15 protein-coding genes and 1 pseudogene are annotated in these 20,833 nt (G+C 56.5%); 6 read left to right on the top strand and 10 right to left on the bottom strand.

Features of this window, described 5'->3' with window-relative positions:
- Nucleotides 1-1,024: MATE family efflux transporter (locus tag HY29_RS13745; RefSeq protein WP_051601545.1), on the bottom strand; the 1,024-nt coding region annotated here is incomplete at its 3' end.
- A gap of 174 nt (nt 1,025-1,198) precedes the next feature.
- On the opposite strand from HY29_RS13745, the gene HY29_RS13740 reads away from it, so the two are divergent.
- The 4 genes and pseudogenes from HY29_RS13740 to HY29_RS19895 form a co-directional block, all read left to right on the top strand.
- A complete protein-coding gene (locus tag HY29_RS13740; RefSeq protein ID WP_034797909.1) occupies nt 1,199-2,401 on the top strand; it encodes an efflux RND transporter periplasmic adaptor subunit in 1,203 nt (400 codons plus the stop codon).
- Complete coding sequence (locus HY29_RS13735) at nt 2,398-5,481, top strand: efflux RND transporter permease subunit (protein ID WP_051601544.1); 3,084 nt, start codon at nt 2,398-2,400, stop codon at nt 5,479-5,481. Before HY29_RS13740 ends, HY29_RS13735 begins: the two co-directional genes overlap by 4 nt.
- The gene (locus HY29_RS13730) at nt 5,478-6,878 is read left to right on the top strand and encodes a TolC family protein (protein WP_034797907.1); all 1,401 of its coding nucleotides are present in this window, start codon (nt 5,478-5,480) and stop codon (nt 6,876-6,878) included. Before HY29_RS13735 ends, HY29_RS13730 begins: the two co-directional genes overlap by 4 nt.
- A 67-nt stretch (nt 6,879-6,945) precedes the next feature.
- A pseudogene (locus tag HY29_RS19895) lies at nt 6,946-7,219 on the top strand (IS6 family transposase); the annotation flags it as partial.
- A gap of 182 nt (nt 7,220-7,401) precedes the next feature.
- Here HY29_RS19895 and HY29_RS13725 read toward each other — a convergent pair.
- From HY29_RS13725 to HY29_RS13690, 8 genes are all read right to left on the bottom strand, one after another.
- Nucleotides 7,402-7,815, bottom strand: a complete 414-nt coding sequence (locus HY29_RS13725; protein ID WP_034797905.1) for an acyl-CoA thioesterase — start codon at nt 7,813-7,815, stop codon at nt 7,402-7,404.
- Nucleotides 7,812-8,729, bottom strand: a complete 918-nt coding sequence (locus HY29_RS13720) for a beta-keto acid cleavage family enzyme (RefSeq protein ID WP_034797903.1) — start codon at nt 8,727-8,729, stop codon at nt 7,812-7,814. The genes HY29_RS13725 and HY29_RS13720 overlap by 4 nt, the downstream gene beginning before the upstream one ends.
- A gap of 63 nt (nt 8,730-8,792) precedes the next feature.
- Nucleotides 8,793-10,343 (bottom strand): BCCT family transporter, encoded by a 1,551-nt coding sequence (locus HY29_RS13715; protein WP_081811406.1) that lies wholly within the window; start codon nt 10,341-10,343, stop codon nt 8,793-8,795.
- Nucleotides 10,340-11,890, bottom strand: a complete 1,551-nt coding sequence (locus tag HY29_RS13710; RefSeq protein ID WP_051601543.1) for a carboxylesterase/lipase family protein — start codon at nt 11,888-11,890, stop codon at nt 10,340-10,342. The genes HY29_RS13715 and HY29_RS13710 overlap by 4 nt, the downstream gene beginning before the upstream one ends.
- Before the next feature lie 43 nt (nt 11,891-11,933).
- Nucleotides 11,934-12,929, bottom strand: a complete 996-nt coding sequence (locus HY29_RS13705; protein ID WP_034797902.1) for an NADPH:quinone reductase — start codon at nt 12,927-12,929, stop codon at nt 11,934-11,936.
- Nucleotides 12,930-12,941: 12 nt separating this feature from the next.
- Complete coding sequence (locus HY29_RS13700; RefSeq protein WP_051601542.1) at nt 12,942-13,751, bottom strand: SDR family oxidoreductase; 810 nt, start codon at nt 13,749-13,751, stop codon at nt 12,942-12,944.
- Between the two features lie 40 nt (nt 13,752-13,791).
- Entirely contained in the window at nt 13,792-16,113 is a 2,322-nt protein-coding gene (locus tag HY29_RS13695; protein ID WP_051601541.1) for a TonB-dependent receptor, read from the bottom strand.
- A 102-nt stretch (nt 16,114-16,215) separates the two neighbouring features.
- The gene (locus HY29_RS13690; RefSeq protein WP_051601540.1) at nt 16,216-18,303 is read right to left on the bottom strand and encodes a tetratricopeptide repeat-containing sulfotransferase family protein; all 2,088 of its coding nucleotides are present in this window, start codon (nt 18,301-18,303) and stop codon (nt 16,216-16,218) included.
- A gap of 70 nt (nt 18,304-18,373) precedes the next feature.
- Here HY29_RS13690 and HY29_RS18930 point away from each other — a divergent pair, with 70 nt between their 5' ends.
- Nucleotides 18,374-19,291 carry a LysR substrate-binding domain-containing protein gene (locus HY29_RS18930; RefSeq protein ID WP_081811404.1) on the top strand — a complete coding sequence of 306 codons (918 nt, stop codon included), beginning with the start codon at nt 18,374-18,376 and terminating at the stop codon, nt 19,289-19,291.
- Between the two features lie 201 nt (nt 19,292-19,492).
- Here the strand turns inward: HY29_RS18930 and HY29_RS13680 are convergent, their stop codons facing one another.
- Nucleotides 19,493-20,362, bottom strand: a complete 870-nt coding sequence (locus HY29_RS13680) for a LysR family transcriptional regulator (RefSeq protein WP_034797900.1) — start codon at nt 20,360-20,362, stop codon at nt 19,493-19,495.
- 113 nt (nt 20,363-20,475) lie between these two features.
- On the opposite strand from HY29_RS13680, the gene HY29_RS13675 reads away from it, so the two are divergent.
- A partial coding sequence (locus tag HY29_RS13675) for an aldehyde dehydrogenase family protein (RefSeq protein ID WP_034797899.1) occupies nt 20,476-20,833 on the top strand: 358 nt, incomplete at its 3' end.

Genomic DNA, 20,833 nt, shown 5'->3' with positions numbered 1-20,833 from the left:
TGGCGAAGATTCCAGACCGGGTGATCGCGCCAACTCGCTGCCAGTTCCCGGCTCCGATGTTCTGGGCTGCCATAGCGGAGGTCGCCGCGCCCAGGGCCATGGCCGGCATCTGGATATAGTTCCAGAGCTGGGCCGAGACGCCATAGGCTGCTGAAGTCGTGATGCCATATTTATTGACGAAACTGATCATCAAAATGGCTGATCCCGATACGACCAGCATCTGCAGTCCCATTGGCAGGCCCTTTATCAGGATGCTGGCTGAAAGCGCCTTTGCAGGCCTCACATATTTCCACTCGGCACCGCGCAGGCGGATGGAAAGGTCCTTCCAGTAGATGTAGACGAGCATAAGGCCGAGGCCCGTATACTGTGCAATCAGGGTGGCCATGGCCGAGCCCGCAATGCCCATCTGCGGGGCGGGACCTAGTCCCAGGATGAGAACGGGATTGAGTCCGACATCCATCAGCGCTGCAATGCCCATGAAAATCATTGGGGTGACCGAGTCGCCGGAGCCCCGTAAGGCCATCATCAGGAAGTTGAGAAAGAACATGGCCGGGATCGCCAGGAAAATTACCCGAAGATATGTGATCGCAAGGCTGGCCGCAGGACCGGGTGTGTCCATGAGCTTGAGCATCTGTGGGGTAAAGACATAGCCTACCGTCGCCACCAGGATGGAGACCGTCGCGAACCAGAATGCTGTCACGCCCACCGCCCGGCGCGCATCGTCGACATTGCCTCGTCCGATCGACTGGCCGACAAGTATGGTCGCGGACATGCCAAAGCCGAATACAGTTCCAAGAAGAAGGAACATGACCAGATTTGCGTTGGAGGTTGCCGTCAGACCGGCCTCGCCCAGAAAGCGACCGATCCATATCGCATTGATCGATCCGTTCAGTGATTGCAGGACGGAAGAGATGAGGGTTGGTACCGCGAACAGAATGAGCGCTGGCAGAATGGGGCCTTTTGTCAGGTCTGCGCCGGTATGGCGGCGAGCAGGTGCCCGGGTAGGAGATTCTGACTCTGGCATAAGAGTGGATGGCTTTCCTGATCAATTGAGGCGTCATGGCCTCTTTGCTGCGAACCAGCCTGCACAGCGATAAGACATGGCTTTACGAAATCAGCAGGGCTTACAATTGCCAATGGACCGGCTCTTCGGCATTGTCCAGTCTCGACACTGGGTATGCAATTAGGTCAGGGTGGAATGCAGCGACTCTCTTCCAAATATCTGGCGATGGGGGCGGCTGGCATCATCGGCGTCGCTATCATCGCCATCGTATTTAATCACAAGCCTTCAGCAAAAATCACGACGGCGCCGCAACCGCCGGCAGTATCGACGACCAGTGTGGCGGTCAGGGAGATTGTCGAAGACCTGCCGGTTTCAGGTGAACTGGTTGCGCGCGATCCCGTACAGGTGGTGCCGGACACGCAGGGCTTACGTGTCGCGACGATCTCCGCAGAAACCGGAGACACGGTCAGCAAGGGGCAGGTGCTTGCCACGCTCACGCGCAGCACGCTTGGAGAGCAGGTCCTTCAGGCAAATGCCGCGGTCGACCAGAGGCGCGCCGCCGCAGCCGAAGCCCGCGCCCAACTCGCGAAAGCTCAAACAGCATTTGATGAGGCAGAGAAAGAACTCGCACGCAACAAGGCGCTTTTGGCGCGCGGCGCTGTCTCCCAGTTGGTGGTAGACCAGCAGCAGGCCAATCATGATTCTGCCGCTGACGCCCTTGAGGCTGCGCGTGAGGCGACAGTATCGGCGGATGCGGCCGTCAAGGAAGCGTCGGCCCAGTATAAGCAATCGGCTACCGTCCTTGATCAGACGTCTTTGCGGGCACCGGAAGCGGGCACGATCTATCAACGCAGCGCCGTTATAGGTGAGCCGGCCGCAATGAGCGGTACACCCCTGTTCAGCATCAGTCGGGACGGCATGATAGAGCTTGATGCCGTTTCACCGGCCTATCAGCTGCAGCGCATGAAGGCTGGCCAGCCGGCATCGATTGTGCTGCCCGATGGGACTACGATATCGGGCACGGTCCGCCTTGTTGGCAGTGAAATCGACACATCAACGGGGCTTGGCCACGTACGGCTTGCCTTTCCCGTGGACCCACGCCTGATTGTCGGGGCCTATGTCCAGGGCAGTGTTGAAGTCTCACGCCAGTCTCTTCCATCGGTGCCGTTTCGTGCTGTGGCACATACTCAAACCGGATCCGTCGTGAAAACAGTTGTCGATGGGAAGGTCGTCTCAAAATCTGTGACCACCGGTCCGTCGGATGGCAATTATATAGGTATCCTCAAAGGGCTCTCAAAAGGTGATATCGTAATCGCCAAGGCGGGTGGCTTTGTCACGGATGGTGATCCTGTCACGCCGGTATCGATCGATCCGTCTAAGCAGGATGCCTCGAAATGAATTTCAACATTTCCGGCTGGGCGATCCGCAACCCCATCCCGCCGATACTTCTTTTTGCCTTTATGGTGCTGATGGGCTTGATCAGCTTTGGCAAGCTTCCCATCACGGAATTGCCAAATGTGGATATGCCGATCGTGAGCATAACCATCACTGAGCCCGGCGCTGCACCGAGCGAACTTGAGACGCAAGTGACAAAGCCTGTCGAGGATGCCGTAGCGGGTGTTTCGGGTCTCAAGCATATTACCTCGACTGTCAGTGAGTCCGTTTCATCTACGGTTCTCGAATTTGAATTCGGGACCGATGTCTACCGCGCTGTGAACGATGTAAAGGATAAGGTCGACCAGGTCCGTCCAAACTTGCCGGGAACCATTCAGGAGCCCGTCGTTTCGCGCGTTGATGTGATCGGATCCCCTATCCTTACCTATACGCTTAGCGCGCCGGACATGACGGTTGAAGAATTGTCCTATTTCATCGACACGACGGTCGCCCAGCGCCTGCAAGGCCTGCAGGGGGTAGGTGCGGTTTCGCGTGTTGGCGGGGTCGACCGTGAAATTCGTGTCGACCTGGACCCTGTGCGTCTGGCGGGGCTGGGGCTGACTGCAGAGGCCATAAGCCAGCAGCTGGCACAGACAAATACGGACGCGACAGGCGGCATCGCTGATCTGGGTGCAGAGCGGGAGACGATCCGGACGCTGGGCAATTCGAAATCCGTTTCAGCCCTCGCATCGAGACCCATCAGCCTACCTGGCGGACGGTTGATGCGTCTCGATCAGATTGCCGATGTGTCGGATGGGCATGCTGAGGCGAATTCCTTTGCAAGGCTTGGCGGACGCGGGGTCGTCGCCGTAGCAATCAAGCGCGCGAGTGGCGCCAGCGATGTCGATGTGGCCAAGCAAGTCGCGAATGCCATCCAGACGCTGCAGTCCGACTATCCAGGCCTCAAAGTGGAGCTTGTTGACACGTCTGTGACGCACACGGAGGGCAATTATCGCGATAGCATGTCCTCGCTTTATGAAGGCGCGATCCTAGCTGTTCTCGTGGTTTTTCTTTTCCTGAGAGACTGGCGCGCCACAATCATTGCCGGGATCGCCTTGCCGCTGTCGATCATTCCGGCCTTCGCGATCATATATATCATGGGCTTTTCGCTGAACTCGATTTCCCTTCTTGCAGTGACGCTGGTGACGGGCATCCTGGTCGATGACGCGATTGTCGAGATTGAAAATATTGTCCGCCATATTCGACAGGGCCGGTCGGCATGGGACGCCGCCATGGAAGCAACTCAGGAGATTGGCCTGGCGGTTATTGCGATCAGTCTCACCATCATTGCTGTCTTCGTGCCGGTGAGTTTCATGGGCGGTATTTCAGGGCAGTTTTTCAAACAGTTTGGGCTGACAGTCGCTTCGGCCGTCTTTGCATCACTGCTTGTGGCAAGATTGATCACACCCATCCTGGCGGCCTACTTCTTGCGCTCCCGTCCTGCAGAACCTGAACGAGAAGGCTGGCTCCTTTCCACCTATGGGCAATTAGTGCGCATGACCCTGCGCCACAGGCTACTGACCATACTGGCAGCGTTCCTGATGTTCGGCGCGGCTCTGTTTGCTATTGGGAAACTGCCCACAGGGTTCGTCCCGACTGAGGATGAGGCGCGGAGTGTCGTCAATCTTGAGCTTCCGCCAGGTACCGAACTCGCCGAAACACAGCGTGTAGCGGACAAGGTTGCGACCGTGATTGCACAGCAGCCCGAGATCGTCTCGGTGTTCATCAGCGGCGGCGTGCAGCAGGCCGGTGATATCCGCAAGGCAGTTCTCACTGCGAACATGACGCCTAAATCCAAGCGCTCTCGCTCGCAGACCGAGATCGAGCAAGCGTTCATGCACGATCTGGCTAGTGTCCCGGATGCGCGGATCACGCTGACATCAGGATTTGGGGGACGCGCCGTATCCTACAATCTTACCGGCGATGATGATGCCGCCCTGCAGAAAGCGGCCAATGCGATTATTGCCGGGATGAAGGGCTTGCCCATGATCGCTAATCCGACGTCGTCTGCGGCCCTTGAATCGCCGGAACTGCGCGTCACGCCGCTTCCGGTCGCGGCTGACCTTGGTGTCACGGCAAAGGCCATCGCGAATACAATCAGGGTTGCGACGCAGGGAGATGTCGAAGCCGCTCTGCCGAAGTTCAATGCAGGTGACCGCCTCGTTCCGATCCGGGTCGCCCTGCCTGTCAGTGCGCGGTCTGATCTTGCCACCCTGTCGAATTTGCAGGTCCAGACAGCCAGCGGGCAGGCCGTGCCGCTCAGTACGGTTGCGCGCTTTTCTTATGGCAATGGTCCCGTCGCTATCACCCGGTATGACCGGAGCCGTCAGATTGCGATCGAAGCCGATCTGGCCGGGAAGGCCGCGCTAGGCCAGGCGACGGCCGGTATCATGTCGCTTGATGCCGTCAAGAATCTACCGTCCGGCCTCCAACTTGTTCCGGGGGGAGATGCAGAAGACATGAAGGAGGTTTTCTCCGGGTTTGCGTTTGCCATGACCATCGGCCTGCTTCTTGTCTATGCCGTTCTGGTGCTCCTGTTTTCGAGCTTCCTGCAACCGTTCACCATCCTCCTGTCTCTGCCGCTGGCAATCATTGGGGTCGTTGCTGCGCTGTTCCTGACAGATGATGCGATCAGCATGCCGGTCGTGATCGGAATCCTCATGCTGATGGGCATTGTCACCAAGAATGCCATCATGCTGGTCGACTTCGTCATCCTCGCGCGCGGGCAGGGCCTTGCCCGCCACGAAGCCATTGTCGACGCTGGACGCAAGCGGGCGCGTCCGATCATCATGACAACGATTGCGATGGTTGCGGGTATGTTGCCGAGTGCCTTTGCCCTTGGCACGGGCGGCGAGTTCCGCTCTCCCATGGCAGTTGCGGTGATTGGCGGGCTGATCGTATCGACTCTCCTGTCCCTGATCATTGTACCGAGCGTCTATTCCGTTATGGATGATCTGGCCACCAGAGCGCGGGGTACCCTCGGTAATCTGACAGCTCAGGCCAAAACACCGCCCCCTGATTCAACAGATGAGGCTCTGTCATGACGTCTATCACACGCTATGCAGCATGTTCGGCCATTGCCATCTATTCTCTCGCGGGCTGTACAATCCAGCCAGTGCAAGATCCGACGCCGATCAAAACACCTGCAGCTTATTCGACATCGATCACAGCCGTTCCGACGGACGATTTTGCCCAGAAATCTGACTGGTGGCTCGCCCTAAAGGATGAAGATCTAGATAAAATCATGGCCACCGCCATGAAGCGCGGGCTGTCATTGCAGGCCGCCGGAGCGCAGATCGCGCAGGCACGAGCAGGTCTCGGCCAAGCCACAGCAGACCTTTTGCCATCCGCCGTCCTGAGCAGTTCGGCCCTGCGGATCGGTTCAGAGAGCGCGTCAGCGCCCACCTATTCGGCGAGCTTTGATTCGAGCTGGGAGATCCCGCTCTTTGGCGGCGGCCTGCTGGCGCGAAAATCAAAACAGGCCGGTCTGCGCGCAGCAGAAGCAGACTATTTCGCGACCCGCGTTTCTCTGGCGGCGCAGATCGCTCAAACTTATGACAGTGTACTGTCGTTGCAGGACTCGATTGCTATTCAGCAACGCCAGATCAAGGCGCAACAAAAGATCCATGACATCGTCGCCGCTCGGCTTGAATACGGTGCGGCCAGCAAACTGGACATGGCCCGGGCTGACAGCCAGCTTGCAGCGGTCGAGTCGCCACTGCCAGGACTTCAGACCCAATTGGCGAGCGCAAAGAACCAGCTTGCCGTGCTCGCAGGTTTGCCCCCAGGAGGCTTCAATGCCGAGTTTGTGGAGCAAAAGCCTATCCCGATCTTTGCGGATCTCCCTGCTGCAGGCACGCCGGAGGATCTTTTATCCCGACGTCCGGACATCATAGCGGCGCAAAGCCAGCTCGAGGCAAGCGAGGCGAATACTGCCGTCGCCCGCTCTCAGTATTTTCCTCAGATCACGCTCAATGCGAGTCTATCAGATCCCGGGCCCGGGGCTCAGGGCCAGGTCCGGAGTCTTTCAGATCTGCTGGATGGGCGTTTCGTAGGGTTCTCTATCGGCCCGTCACTCAGTTGGAAGATCCTTGATTTCGGCCAACTGAATGCGGAGATAGATCAGGCGAAAGGGGCCGAGCGTGAGGCGCTTGTTTCGTACAAGAAAACCCTCCTGCAGGCATTGCTGGATGTCGAAAACGCGTTGGTCGGCGTCAACAATGGCAAAGCAGCTCTCGACCTGTCCAAAGAAGCCCTGACATCGGCGCAATCGGCTGCAGATATCAGCCGTGGGGAGTATCTTGATGGCGCGATCGATCTCTCAGACCTGCTTACCGTAGAGGCCGGATTGGCCAGTAGTGAGTCCGCTTTTGCTCAGGCGCAGCTGACCTATGCCACAGCCCAGATTGCCTATGTGAAGGCGATTGGCGGTGGCTGGTAGGAGCTGGGCGGGCATTGTCAGGGCAAGCAGCCTTGAGGCGTAGGGCAGGGACTTTTAGCCTCGGAAAATGACCAGGAACCCGTTCCGCTACTTCAATACAACATCACCGAGACTATCCCACTCGCGGTGATGTTATATGTTCGGTTTCCTCTATCCCTGCGGAATGTCGAAGACCTCCTCCATGAGCGAGGGGTCGATAGCTGCCACGAAACGGTACGTCACTGTGTGGATCACTTCGGCACTACAAGATCCGCAAGCGCCGGTCTGAAGGAATGAGACAATTGCCTCAATGTCAGTGGTATTTGGACGAGGTCCTCGTCCAAATCCATTCGTCAGTGTACAACCACTTCGCTCATCAAAGGAATATCGAGAGCAGGGCCAGGTTCAAATCGCTTCGCGACGCCGCTCTTCTGGACTGGTGCGAACTGATCGCTGCTTGAGACCTGCTCGCTCGCGAAAAAGGCGACTGGTTCAAATTCGTCTGACACCACCCTCTGTTGGACACTTTTCTATGCTGTGCTGTCTACTCTACGTCGTCGAAGTAGTTTTTTGCCCGCTCTCTCAGTTCGTCCGGGATGGGAACGGACTTCCGGGCTGCAAGATCAAAGTACACGGATGTACTTTCCAGCGTTGCGGCAAGTGTGCCCTTGTTGAGATTGTGCATTTCATAGCGTGAGGTAATGGACTTTCCGCCGAGACGAACTATGGATCCTTGTATCTCTAGCAGGCTGCCTGCGGCGACTTCATCATTATATTCAATTACATGCTTGACGTCTGCCCAGCCTGGTGCCGACCTGTCCTCAGGGTGCCAACCAAGAGCTTCATTGAGGAAGTGGTAGGATGCATCATCGAACATCGCAACGTAGTGACGAGTGGTCATGTGGCCCATGATATCGCACAGCCAAGGATGTGCGACGCCCTTGTATACCGTAATCATGGCGCGACCCTCATTGTTGCGGTTGATGTCTGTTTTGTGAGGTTCAGCGTTTCGCGAGCTTCAGTGGGTGTTTGTATTTTCGCGCCCATGTTCTCGACAATCGCCCGAGCCCGGTCTACCAATTGTGCATTGGTCGCAAATTCGTTCTTGGACAAATAGATATTGTCCTCCAGCCCGACACGTACGTGTCCACCCAGTAGTGCGGCCTGGGCCACCATTGGCATTTCATTCCTTCCAATGCCGAAGCCGGCCCAGTTCGCATCGGCAGGCAGATTGTCGACCATGGTCATGAAGTTACGGGGAGTTCCCTCCGCCGCCCACTTGATGCCCATGCAAACCTGGAACAAGGGAGGTTCATCAAGAAGGCCTTCCTTCATGAGCTGTTTGGCAAATGAGATGTGCCCCAGATCAAACACTTCCAGTTCCGGTTTAACCCCGATTTTTTGAAGGCGCTTCGCGCCGGTGCGCAGCATATCTGGTGTTGAGATGTAGACATAATTCCCCCCTGGATAATTGAAGGATCCGCAGTCGAGTGAGCAGATCTCCGGCAGCAGGGCTTCGACATGTTCCATGCGCTCGACTTGGCCAACGCAATCTGTTTCATCCTGAAAGTCTAGGGGATTGTCATCAGGGCCCAGGTAAAGGTCACCGCCCATTCCTGTCGTCAGGTTGAGGACCACGTCTGTCTCTTCATTCCGAATACGCTCCACCACTTCGGCGTAGAGTTTCGGGTCGCGCGCGGCAGCGCCCGTCTCCGGGTCGCGGACATGTATGTGGACGATGGCGGCCCCTGCTTTCGCGGCGTCGATGGAGGACTCAGCAATTTCCTTGGGTGTCACGGGGACATGAGGTGACTTATCTGCCGAGTCGCCAGACCCAGTCACGGCGCAGGTGATAATCACATTATTATTCATACCTATTCCTCTAGGTTTATGGGTTCAAATTGTACGATGCGCTGCTACGCGGCTAGTTGTCTTCTAGATTTCGGGCGGCAGCTTGGCTTTTGCCGGATAATCAGCCTTCAGTAGCCTGATGAGTGACCAAGAGATAAATATTCCGATCACGAGGAGTGGTAGCGAAACAATCAGTGCCGCTGTTTGCACAACACGTTGTCCACCCACAAAAAGAAGACTTAGAGGAAGTAGTCCCAGCATAAGCGCCCAGAAAAGGCGTTGCCAGATCGCTGGGTCCTCGCCGGCAGGTAGGGAGCGTGTCGCGTTGGAGGCCAGGATATATGACGCAGAGTCATAGGTGGTTGCCGAAAAGACGATTGCAGAAATGCAGAATACTGCAGCTGCGAGCGCTGGAAAGGGCAGCTGGAAGATCATTTCGGTGATCGCCATCGATCCGCCTGCATCGTCAATCATGCCGGTAAGGTCCATACCCTGTTTGACTTCAAGCCAGAGGCCGAAGTTTCCGAGGATCATGAAGAACAGACCGGCTCCCAAGGAGCCGAAGCCCAGCATGCCGAATACGATTTCACGTATGGTGCGGCCCCTCGATATGCGCGCAACGAACAGACCGACAACAGGCCCATAGGCAACCCACCAGGCCCAGTAGAAAATTGTCCAGTCCTTGACAAAGCCAGTGGAGCCAAAGGGCTCAGTCCAAGTGTTCATGTGAATGAAATTTTGAACTACCAGGCCTGTTGCATTCACGGAGGCCTTGATGAGCCAGACGGTTGGCCCGCAAATCAGCACGAAGGCAAGAAATCCGAACAGAAGCCAGATGTTAAGGTCGGTTAGTCGTTTGATACCACTGCGAATGCCGGCGGCGGCACTCGCTGCAAAAACGGCGATGATCACCATCATGACGATCAATTCCATCGCGAAGGACGGTTCAACACCGATGATCCGTGCCATTAGCGCTGCAATCATTGGCGTTGTGAAGCCGAGGGAAGACCCTGCGCCACCGAGCAGGCTGATCATGAAGATCAGGTCCAGCACGCGCCCACCAACCGTGTTGGGGGCCAGCCATGAAAACCCGCTGCATCCGGTGCTGAGGCGCAGCACCTTCCCCTTGCGATTGTGGTAGGCATAGGCAATCGCGAGCGTTGGCAGGCAGTAAAAGGCCCATGCCGAAGGTCCCCAATGGAAAATACCGTAGGCGGATGCCCAGCCTTGGGCTTCTATACTGCGGGCTTCAAGGCCGAAGGGTGGCGTTTGCAGATAGTAAGCCCATTCTATGGCCGCCCAATACATCAGACCTGCGCCGACACCCGCGCAGAACAGCATGCCACCCCAGCTGAGTTTCGAGAATTCTGCCGCCACATCGTCTCCGCCAATACGGACGTTCCCAAAGCGGCTGAAGGCCAGCCAGAGTAGGAGAATAATTGTGCCCGAACCTGCCAACAGATAGAACGGGCCGAAATTCGTCGCGACCCAGTCATAAACTGCGGGCAACAGGTCGGCCCCGGTGCCGGGAAACAGAATTAATGGGACGCAGACGGCCAGCACAAGTGCCGACGCGCCAAAGAAGGCAATCCAGTCCGTTTCATGCTTCTGGGGAGAGGAGGATGGGATGTTCATTCTGATCCTGCCGAGTCTGAAGGGAACATGGACGCGCATAACGAGGCGCCTTCCGGCTTGCCGGTATCCCTTTCCTGGTCGATTTTCAGCACAATGCCGGTTTTGCCATAGTCAGGCCATACAGTATCGGTTCTTATGTTCGGAGATCCGGTCCTGGCAAACCGCGCCCAGGCACTTGTCATGAATGCTGTGATGTTGTGATCCGCAGTGTCGGTGGGCAGCCAGTTATCGTGCGTGTCGAAGACATAGGGTATTTCAGCGCCATGATAGCTGCCAAGGCCAACGTCCATGGCCCCGCTGCGCGCTCGGTTGAATTCATAGACGTAGACGGACTTGTCCTGTTGAGACATTACTGAGGCTAGGCGGAGGCCTGGACAGCGCATGAACTCTGCAGTCTCGGCCCAATCCAGCGCACTGGCTTCGCCATATTTTTCGGACAGGCCGTCAACCAGTTCTGCTGCGGCTGGGTGGTTCGTTTTCCAGTCTGCCAGGTCCGTGCTGATTGTGTCTGGGTCGAGATACATCAGCCATTCGTCGCGATTTGTGCCGATGATGAGGTCGGCAGGATTGATATGGCCCGCCTCAAGCGTCAGTGCCGGTTGTTCTGGCACCAGGTCACCATCCACGACAGGCCCGAAATCATAGTTTGCAAGCACAGTATTGCTGGCATCCAGAATTTGTCTGGCGGTGGCCCCAAATGGGCTTGTGCCGTCCGCTTCGAGTTTTTTCGTCAGGTCTCCGAAGGCCGCCGCTGCCTCTGCCCGGTTCGGCCGATAGAGAAATTCGAAGCCACCACTTTCGCTGATGGCGCGGCCATAGAGGTGTGCCGTCTCAGGCATCGTTAGCAGCGTACCCACTGATGCTGCGCCAGCGGACTCGCCAAAGATCGTGACATTGTCCGGATCGCCGCCAAAGGCCGCAATATTACGCTGCACCCATTCCAAAGCTGTAATCTGGTCCATCAAGCCGAAGTTGACTGGTGTGCCAGCCGTGTCGGCATCCGGCCCGAGATAGCCGAACGGTCCGAGACGGTAGGCTATGGAAACGACGACCACACCTTGTTGTGCGCTCAGTTTCTCGCCCACATAGTTCGGTTCATATGACCAGCCGCCCTTATAAGAACCACCATGGATCCAGACCATAACAGGCGCAGGCTTGTCCGGCGCCAGATCAGGGCTCCACACGTTCAGGTAAAGGCAGTCCTCGCTTTCGCCAGCAGGTGTGGCAGCTACCAATGGATCCCCACCGAAAGCTTCAATCAGATCAGCATACCATGCAGTGGTATAATCCCCCTGTACACATGCAGGCGCATATGATTTCGCCATCACGATGGCGTTTGCGGCCGATATGAGCTTGGGCGGCTGCCAGCGCAACTCGGCGACAGGGGGCATGGCGAAAGGAATGCCGAGAAAGGCACCGCCTTCGGCAAGGTTTGGTTGGGCGACCCCTTCAAAAGTGCCGTCAGTTGCGTAGACAACGGGGGACGCGTCGGTTCCCTGTGATACACCACAGGCGGCTAGAGGCCCGAGGAGTATCGCTGCGACCATTCGCGCAGCATGTTTCCCAATTGATCCCTTGCAGATCATCCCGTCAATTCGTGTCCATGTTCAACACCAAGCACCCACGCGTGTCGCCGCTTTCGATCATTTCGTGAGCCTTTGCGCAGCTTTCCAGCGGAAGGGTTTGCGCGATACGATGCTTCAAGGCACCTGCTGTCAGCGCTTTCTCGATATCCGAAATCGCATGGGTTTTTGCGTCTTCAGGCATCGCGTACACAATGACCGTCCGTAAGGTGATGTCCATAAACATCATGCGATAAAAGGGCAACGTTGGCGTCGGGTTGCGTGATGATGAGTATGTCGCGATGACGCCGTTGACATTGATAACGTCCAGAACGTTTTGGAGGTTCTCGCCGAATTCGACATCTACGACCCTGTCAACTTTCCTCCCTCCTGTTGCGCTTAGGAGGGTTTCTGGCCAGTTTACATCGCGGTGATTGATTACAATGTCGGCACCAGCATCCCAGCATGTCGTATTGTCATCCGGATTGCTGGCTGTGGCGATCACCTTTGCGCCTGCCTGTGATGCCCACTGGATCGCATAATAGCCGACCCGGCCTGCGCCGCCTGTCACGAGGATGAGTTTGTCTTTCACATCTCCGTCAGCGAAGACGCACCGGTGTGCGGTCATCACTGGAATACCGAGACAGGCACCGACATCGAAACCGGCTTCGTCAGGCAGTCGCGGCGCTCGGCGGCTTTCGATGGTGATGTATTCAGCCGCCGTGCCAAACCGCCGGCCGTATTGCGCCTGATAAAGCCAGACGCGTTCGCCAATGCGGGATGCAGGAACGCCGTCTCCGACGGCCTCGATGACACCAGCACCGTCACTGTGCGGAATGATATAGCCGCCATCCAGCAGAGCCGGGGCTGTGGCGCCAGACCGTTTCTTTACGTCTGAAGGATTAGGGCTGCTTGTGTGAACCTTGACCAGCACTTCGCCCGGCCCCGCCGCGGGCTTGGGCAGTTCACCGTATTGCAGGCTTTCGGAGGGTGTACCGAATTTATCAAACCAAATCGCTTTCATTATTTGACCTGTCTAGAAAGGGAACGATAGGGACTCGGTATGGCCATCGACAGCGATGACCTGACCGGAAACAAGGGCGGCATCCGATGAGCAAAGAAAAGCGCACATCGCTGCGATGTCTTCGACGGTAACGAACTTGCGCATGGACACCTGTCCTTCATAGATGCGACGCACTTCTGCGGCAGAGATGCCGCGGCGTTCTGCATCTCGTTCGATGACACCATCGATGCGAGGACCGGCCACTGAGCCGGGGCAGACTGCGTTCACCCGGATGTTGAAGGGACCTAACTCCATGGCCAGCGTCTTTGTCATACCGATCATTGCCCACTTTGATGCCGCATAGGCCGTGCGCTGAGGGTACCCAAATAAAGCCGCGGTGGAGGCAATATTTATGATTGCGCCGCCGCGGCGCTGTTTCATGCCAGGCACGGCTTCGCGCAGGAAATAGAAAGCGCCGTTTATGTTGACATCGATGGTTTGTCGCCAGTCATCTTGAGGCACGTCTTCGATCGATGCCGTGCATCCGGCTATGCCGGCGTTATTGATCAGCACGTCCAACTGGCCATGTTGCGCCATAACGCCTGAAATGACGTCTTTCACCTGATCTGGATCAGACACGTCGCACATCCAGGCGGTAACGTTGGGAACGTCCTCCCTGAACGACTTGACCGAAGCTTTATCGACGTCGCAGATGTGAACATTCCAGCCGTCCTTGGCAAGGCGGATGGCCGTGGCTTTACCTATGCCGGAGGCGGCCCCAGTAATGAGCGCAGTGCCCCGGCGTGCCCCTGGAGCCTTCTGTGCCGCGCCTTCTTGCGCCATATTCTGGTCCGGAGATGGAGTCGTCGTTGTCATTCCTGCCTCAGAATTTCTGCGAGAAGGTAATGCCGATGGATCGCGGCTGGTTCGTCGTTATCCGAGAGTCAAAGTCAGCGGCGTTGCGGTAGAGTTCAGCCCGTTCGTCCGTCAGGTTGCGAAGGCTCAGCTTCACTTGCCAATCGTTCCGCCCGAAGCCTGCCGAAACGTTCAGCAGACCATAGCCATCCTGCTCCTGCCTCACAGCAACGTAGAGGTCATTATACGAGGATCCGACAACAGAGTAGTTACCGTTCAGGAACGCGTCATAATTTTTGACACGAAAATCATATCTCGCATTCACATAGGCCTTATACTCGGGAATGAATGGAAGGCGCGTTCCGGAAGGTGCATCCGGAGCGACGGGACCTGCATTGATGTTCTGTGTAAAGTCTTCTGTGAGCTCCGCATTCAGCCAGGTAAAGGCGCCTGTAAGCGTCAGGTTGTCGGTGGCGAGCCAGGCCATGTCGGCCTCGATGCCTTTCACCTCCGCCGCGCCGGCATTGGATGTGAGGCCCAGTTGGGATTCGCTCGGATCGAAGCGCGTGAACTGCACGTCGTCCCATTTCATGATGTAGGCGGCGCCGTTCAGGCGCACCTGCCCATCAGCAAGCTCTGTTTTCCAGCCGACCTCGTAGTTGGTGATCAAGTCCGACTGATATTCCTGAGGAATGTTTGAGGTTTTTTCCCGGTTCACACCGCCTGGTCGGAAACCTTCGGAAACGGTTCCGTAGAACATCAGATCATCTGTTGGTTCCCATGAAAGATTCAGCTTGTAGACAGAGCCGGACTCGCTGGTACTGGCATCCACCTGACTGATAGCGAAGACGGTTCCGACTTCGCCGCTGATGCTGGTTTCCGTGTCGAAGAAGCGACCACCTATCGTCGCTGTCACTGTGTCGGTCAGGTCGTAGGACAGTTCGCCGAATAGAGCCGTCTCCTTGTCCTGGCGCACCTGGTCGGTAACGAAATAGGTATTCGGATCGCGGATCTGGTAGCCAGCCTTGATGTTCGGGATGCGGTAGTCGAACACATAGGAGTGTTTGGAATCCTGATAGAAGACGCCACCAATGAAGCGAAGACGCTTGTCTTCCGAGGTCGCGAAACGCAGCTCATGCGATTCCCGCTCATACTTGCTATTCTCATTGAAGGAGATGCGCGGGTCTTCACAGCTATAAAAATTGTATCCACCAGCCGTCGCGTCGTACGCATAATAGCATGTGTAGTAGTCGATAAATGAGGAGTATTCCGCATACTCCGTATAGTCTGACGTATCGTCGACTTCACGGTCCATATAGGTGCCGGCATATGTTAACGAAACGCCGCCAATGTCGCCTTCTACGGTCACGCCGTATTGCGTGAACTCGTCTTCGCCATGATCCGGGGAAAAGCGTGCAACCTCAAGGTCACCCAAATCTTCCGGATCATGGTCCCAGACGCCGTCGGATTCCTGCTTCTGATGCAGGATCTTGGCTGTCGCGGTCCAGGAATCGTTTATGTCGATGCCCAATGCTGCACGGGCACCCGCAGTTGTAGCAACGTTGAAATCGTCTTCGACATAGCCGTCATTGTTGATCGTCACGCCGCTGCGGCTGAATGTCTTTGTGGCTGGAACGGCATCAATATAGCCAGGTGATTCATCGTACCAGCCGACAAGCCGCAGGGCCATCTTGCTTGTAATCGGCAGGTTCACGAACCCTTCGGCGGTATAGCCGGTGCCGCCATGTTCCACGCTGATGGCGTTGAGGTCGTAGCCTGCCTCGAAGTTGGAAGGGTCCGGCGCATTCGTGATGATGCGGATTGTGCCGGCCTGCGAGTTCGCGCCGTAGAGCGTGCCCTGTGGCCCGCCCAGAACTTCGATACGGGCAATGTCGTATATGTGGATGTCCAAGTTGCGGCCGATGGCCGTCACAGGTTGTTCGTCCAGGTAGATGCCGACGCTCGGCTGCGAGCCCGACGCGTTGCCGTCGCCGCCATCGGAGATTCCGCGGATGTAGACCTGCGCTTCACCCGGCCCCAGTGAGTTGAAGGAAACGCTGGGAAGGAAGTTCGCATAGTCTTCGAAATTCGCGATTTCGAGTTGGTCGAGCGTCTCCTCTCCCAGAACCTGAAGACTGACCGAGGCATCTTGCAGTGTAGTTTCGCGCTTCTGCGCTGTCACGGTGACGGCTTGAAGCCGGCGTGTCTCTGTCGGTTTGCTTTCCTGCGCATGCGCCATACCGGCGATGGGTAGGCCGAACAGGAAGGTCGTTCCCATGATGTAGGCGGTGAATTTAAGATAAGGCCTCGCCCGTGAGGTCTGCTCACGTCGTTCCAGGTCGCCAAGCATTCGCAACTTCCCCTGATCAATAAATTTTCTTAGTGGGCGGCAACCTACGAGGTGCGCGCTGTGGAAGCGAGGTGAATAAATTCATCTATAGGTGAATAAAATTCATGCTTTCCAGGAATCTTCCGGCTGCAACAGGGCATGCAGCGTTGTGTGAAGGGGCTGTAAATGCCCCTCAAAATTGCGCCATTGCTCCAGAGCACTGGTGTAAATCGGCTGCCGCACCTGCTCCGAACTAGCTGTTCTCACTGCGCGATCAGTTTCATGGAATGACAGGCACGCCGGTTCGAAAGCCAGGTTGCACTGGTTCAGCAGGCGCCTGACCTGCGTTTCCGCATCTGCGACCATATCTTCGTAAATGACGCGCGTGACGAGGCCTGGAATTGTATCATCCCAGAGCTTCATGATGCCAACATAGTCCAAATAGTACCGGGCAACCTCGTCCAGATTGTAGGTGAAGTTCTGACCACGCGCGAATAGCTGCTTGTAATTGCTGAAACAACAGGCCAGCGGATGACGGCGCGCATCGACAATTTTCGCGTTTGGCAGGATCAGGTGGATGAAACCGGTATGCGCGAAATTGTTCGGCATCTTGTCGATAAAGTGGGGTAGGCCCGTGCGGTGTATACGTGTCCTTTCCAAGTATTCTTCACCGAGCGCATATATCTCCTTCCGGTCCATGCGACCAAGGATCGCCGGATATTCCGACGGATCAGCTGGCCGCCTCCGCCCGGATAGGCGCTGCACGATCGACAGGATGTCAGGCAGCTCGAATGTTCCTTCGACTTTTGAGTGGCTGGCCAGGATCTGCTCGAGCAGGGTAGAGCCGGACCGCGGGAGGCCTACAATGAAGATAGGCTCATCCGATGGGTGTCCCCAGTCCGCACGCTGGGTAAAGAAGTCCCGCGTGAAAAAGGCCTTCTGCGCGTCCAGTTCGCTTGTGTTTCTGTGAGCATCGTAGCGGATGCCTTTTCGGCGCCAGATGTTTCCCTGGTCGTAGGCGTCGAATGCGCCGTCGAAATCCTTCCGATCCTCCAGCGCCTTGCCCAGCGCGAAGCTCATATGATAGCGGTCCGCATGTGCAAGCGTGCCGCTGGCTAATTGCTGTTGCATGGCGGTAATGTCGGCATCGCTGAATTTGAACGTCTTCAGATTTGCGAGGCTCCAATACGCCTCTCCCAGTTCCGGCTGTGCTTCTGCAGCATGCCGATAGGCATCGATCGCTTCTTCCTGTTGTCCGATAGTCTTAAGCGCATGCCCCATGCTCAGCCACAGTTTTGCTTGTTGCGGGAAGATTTTTAGAATAGATTTGTATACGGATATTGATTCCGGATACTGTCCGAGGCGCACATATAGCAGCGCTTCAAGAACGCGGTGAGCCTGGTTTTCCGGTTCGGCGGCCTTCAGGCGCTCTACTTCCGCCCGAACACGGTCATATTCCTGCAGCTTGATAAGTGCGTTGGCATAATCGTGCCGGGCCATATGGAAATCTGGCGCCAGTTCCAAGCATCGCTCAAGAAGCTTACACGCATCTTGCGCCATGCCCAGCCGGTTGCCCAGATCGGCCAGCAGCCGGATTCCCGAAACATCCATCGGATTATCGTGCACATAGCGGCGCAACACGTATTCGGCCTCACCCAGTTTTCCCCGTTGAAGCAGGTCCGTTGCGATTGCCAGTTCTTGCACAGGCTGTCCTGTGGCTGCGATGCGGGCCGCTGCCGCGCGTGCACCTTCATGGTCACCCATTTCGGCGCGCAGGTCCGACAGCGCGCGCCAGCCGGGCGAAAAATCAGAATGCTCGGTCTGCAGGATTTCCAGAACTCTACGCGCGCCGGAAAGATCATTCCGGGCCTTCAGCACACGGGCTTCCTCAAGTGCCAGCGGCGGGTATCCAGCCAGCCTTTCCTGACTTTCCCGCACAAGACGCAGCGCTTCCGTCAGGTTGCCTGTCTTGCGGGTTGCCTCGGCTCGTACAAGGTGACGAAGCGGGTCTGTCGGGTCACGCTTCAGTTCCTGTTCCGCCTGTGCCAGTGCTTGCGCCGGGGCTGTCTGCAACAGCGTTAGCAGGGCGGCGTCCGATTTGCGGCGCGGCGCTTGGACGGTGCCTGTGCCTTGAGGCCGGGGGGGGATCTCGTGCGTCATAAAGGGGTGGGTAAGCACGATATTCCTCGCTGACAAGCGGCAGGCGGTCATGCTGCCGCCTTGCACTTACCGCGTGCACGTATAAGACAGGTGAATTAAATTCACTCTATCTGTCGGTGCCATGCATTATCTGCCTTCCCTGAAAGCACTTAGGACGTTTGAGGCCGTGGCTCGCTTGAAGAGCTTCAAACGCGCGTCGCAGGAACTGAACGTCACGCCTTCCGCTGTCAGTCACCAGATTCGGCAACTTGAGGAGGAGCTTGGCTGTCGCCTGTCCCTTCGCGGACGCGGCGGTTTCGAACTGACCAGCCAAGGGCGCAAGCTGGCTGAGACGGTGAAACGTTCCTTCCGCCGTATCAGTGAGACGGTCGACCAGCTTCGCGAAGAGAGCGACAGCCGTATCGTGTTGCAAGTTTATTCGACCTTTGCTGTCCGATGGTTGCTGCCTCGCCTTCCTGCCTTTGAGGCAGCCCATCCGGAGATTGAGATCAGGCTGATAACTTCTCAATTGGATGCAGACCTTGCCGACGGTACTGCAGATGCTTGTGTCATGATCGGAACGCCGGATCGGCATGAGGTTGATTATACACTTTTATTCCAGTCCCGCGTTTATCCGGTTTGCAATCCGGATTATTTGAAACGAGCAGGGTCGATCTCGCGGCCAAAAGACCTCAAGGGACACACTTTGCTACAAGTATATCCGTCGCATAATGATTGGAGTGTATGGCTCAACACGGTAAATGCAGACTCTGTGGATCCTTCAGGTCACGCGCGGTTCGATAGCTATGATCATGCGCTCAACATGGCCGTCAAGGGCATGGGGGTTGCCTTGGCAATAGAGCCGTTTGCTGATGAAGATGTTGCATCTGGTCAACTCATAGAATTATTTCCCGGCCAGCGTGTTACGCTCCCCGGGCAGTGGTATTTTGCGACTCTGGCATCAAGACGTAGAGAACCAAAACTCGCGGTATTCCGACAATGGCTGGTGTCGGAAATGAAGGGGACCAGATCTTCCAAGCGGCATTTTTACCGGAACTGAGCTTGAGGCAGGCGGTCCTGCGCAAAAGCTCGAAAATGAACCAGGGCGTATTACGCTATTTCAAGGCCGAATATCGAGAGCAGGGCTAGGTTCAAATCGCGACGCGACGCCGCTCTTATCGAATGGCGAGATTTGATTGCTGCCTGAGATCTGCTCGCTCGCGAAGAACGGACACTTTTTTGTTTGTCTGACAACACAGCTTCAAGGAAGCCGCGCAAGCACGCGTGCAAGGAAGTCTGCCATCATGCGGTTTCTTGTCAGTCCGGCAACATCTTCATGGATCACCAGCCAAAATGCACGTGTGACTGAAATGTCGTTTTGGAGGAGTGGAGTCAGTGCGGGATTACGATTTGCCATGAACGTTGGAAGAATGCCCAGTCCGGCACCAGCCGATACCATTTCAAGTTGGGCGACAATGCTTGGACTACACAGATGTGGCGTGAGGCCGGGCAATAATTCGTCAAAATAGCGAAGTTGCGAGGAATAAATCAGGTCATCGACATACCCGACGAGAGTATGATTTTGCAGGTCTGCGCGGGTCTCGATGGGGGCGCTTTTCTCAAGATAGTCGCGGCCACCATACAGCTGCAGGGAGTAGTCTGTGATTTTGCGTACCTTGAGGCGCCCGGCTGCTGGCCGCGCCAGCATGATGGACATATCAGCCTGACGCTTCGGGACGCTGACAAAGCCTGATAGCGATATGAGATCAATATCGATTTTGGGGTGGTCGTCCCTGAACTGCTTCAGGGCCGGAGCGATCATGGCCGATCCGAGCCCTTCGGTAACGCCAAGCCGAATGCGACCGGCGGCGCTTTGTTCAGATTCTGTTTCGGCGCGTATGTCCAACGACACAGATTCCATGGCTTCAGCTTGAGACGCGAGCCGTTCTCCCGCTGCTGTCAGGACATGCCCCCGACGCGTACGCTCGAACAGGGTTACGCCGAGAGTCTGCTCCAGCCGTTTGATACGACGGCTTATCGTCGTGGCATCGATTTGCAGGTGTGCGGCTGCCCCTTCGAGCTTCGACTGCCGCGTAACATCAAGGAATATTTTTATATCGTCCCAGTTCATATCTGATCACTTAGCCTGCGAAAATGCAGGAGTCATCTGCATTTGTCTCTGTATATCCGCATTCTTTCAGCACGTATTCATCTTCAAAACTCGTAATTACAAGGGAATCCAGCATGCGCGAAGTGCATCACTTCATTGGCGGACAGTCTTTTTCAGGGACATCCGGCCGGTTCGGCGACATCTATAATCCGAACACCGGAGAGGTGCAGGCGCGTGTTTCCCTGGCGACCGATGCGGAACTCGGCGATGCGGTGGCGAATGCCGCGGCGGCTTTCCCGGCCTGGTCGATGACGAACCCTCAGCGCCGGGCGCGCGTGATGTTCGAGTTCAAGCGCCTGCTGGAAGCCAATATCGACGAGCTGGCCGAGCTGCTCTCCTCCGAGCATGGCAAAGTGGTCGCCGACTCCAAGGGCGATGTGCAGCGCGGCATTGACGTGGTGGAGTTTGCCTGTGGCATCCCGCACCTGCAGA

It is taken from the genome of Hyphomonas beringensis (assembly GCF_000682755.1).
Taxonomy (GTDB): Bacteria; Pseudomonadota; Alphaproteobacteria; order Caulobacterales; family Hyphomonadaceae; genus Hyphomonas; species Hyphomonas beringensis.
Note: the sequence above shows the minus strand (reverse complement) of the source record. Positions and strands in the feature narration are given on the sequence as shown.

Coding starts and splice junctions, on each gene's coding strand:
- HY29_RS18930 (WP_081811404.1), top strand. CDS start 18,374: ATGCATTATCTGCCTTCCCTGAAAGCACTTAGGACGTTTGAGGCCGTG.
- HY29_RS13725 (WP_034797905.1), bottom strand. CDS start 7,815: ATGATTACGGTATACAAGGGCGTCGCACATCCTTGGCTGTGCGATATC.
- HY29_RS13735 (WP_051601544.1), top strand. CDS start 2,398: ATGAATTTCAACATTTCCGGCTGGGCGATCCGCAACCCCATCCCGCCG.
- HY29_RS13730 (WP_034797907.1), top strand. CDS start 5,478: ATGACGTCTATCACACGCTATGCAGCATGTTCGGCCATTGCCATCTAT.
- HY29_RS13700 (WP_051601542.1), bottom strand. CDS start 13,751: ATGGCGCAAGAAGGCGCGGCACAGAAGGCTCCAGGGGCACGCCGGGGC.
- HY29_RS13680 (WP_034797900.1), bottom strand. CDS start 20,362: ATGAACTGGGACGATATAAAAATATTCCTTGATGTTACGCGGCAGTCG.
- HY29_RS13740 (WP_034797909.1), top strand. CDS start 1,199: ATGCAGCGACTCTCTTCCAAATATCTGGCGATGGGGGCGGCTGGCATC.
- HY29_RS13710 (WP_051601543.1), bottom strand. CDS start 11,890: ATGGTCGCAGCGATACTCCTCGGGCCTCTAGCCGCCTGTGGTGTATCA.
- HY29_RS13690 (WP_051601540.1), bottom strand. CDS start 18,303: ATGACCGCCTGCCGCTTGTCAGCGAGGAATATCGTGCTTACCCACCCC.
- HY29_RS13705 (WP_034797902.1), bottom strand. CDS start 12,929: ATGAAAGCGATTTGGTTTGATAAATTCGGTACACCCTCCGAAAGCCTG.
- HY29_RS13695 (WP_051601541.1), bottom strand. CDS start 16,113: ATGCTTGGCGACCTGGAACGACGTGAGCAGACCTCACGGGCGAGGCCT.
- HY29_RS13715 (WP_081811406.1), bottom strand. CDS start 10,343: ATGAACATCCCATCCTCCTCTCCCCAGAAGCATGAAACGGACTGGATT.
- HY29_RS13720 (WP_034797903.1), bottom strand. CDS start 8,729: ATGAATAATAATGTGATTATCACCTGCGCCGTGACTGGGTCTGGCGAC.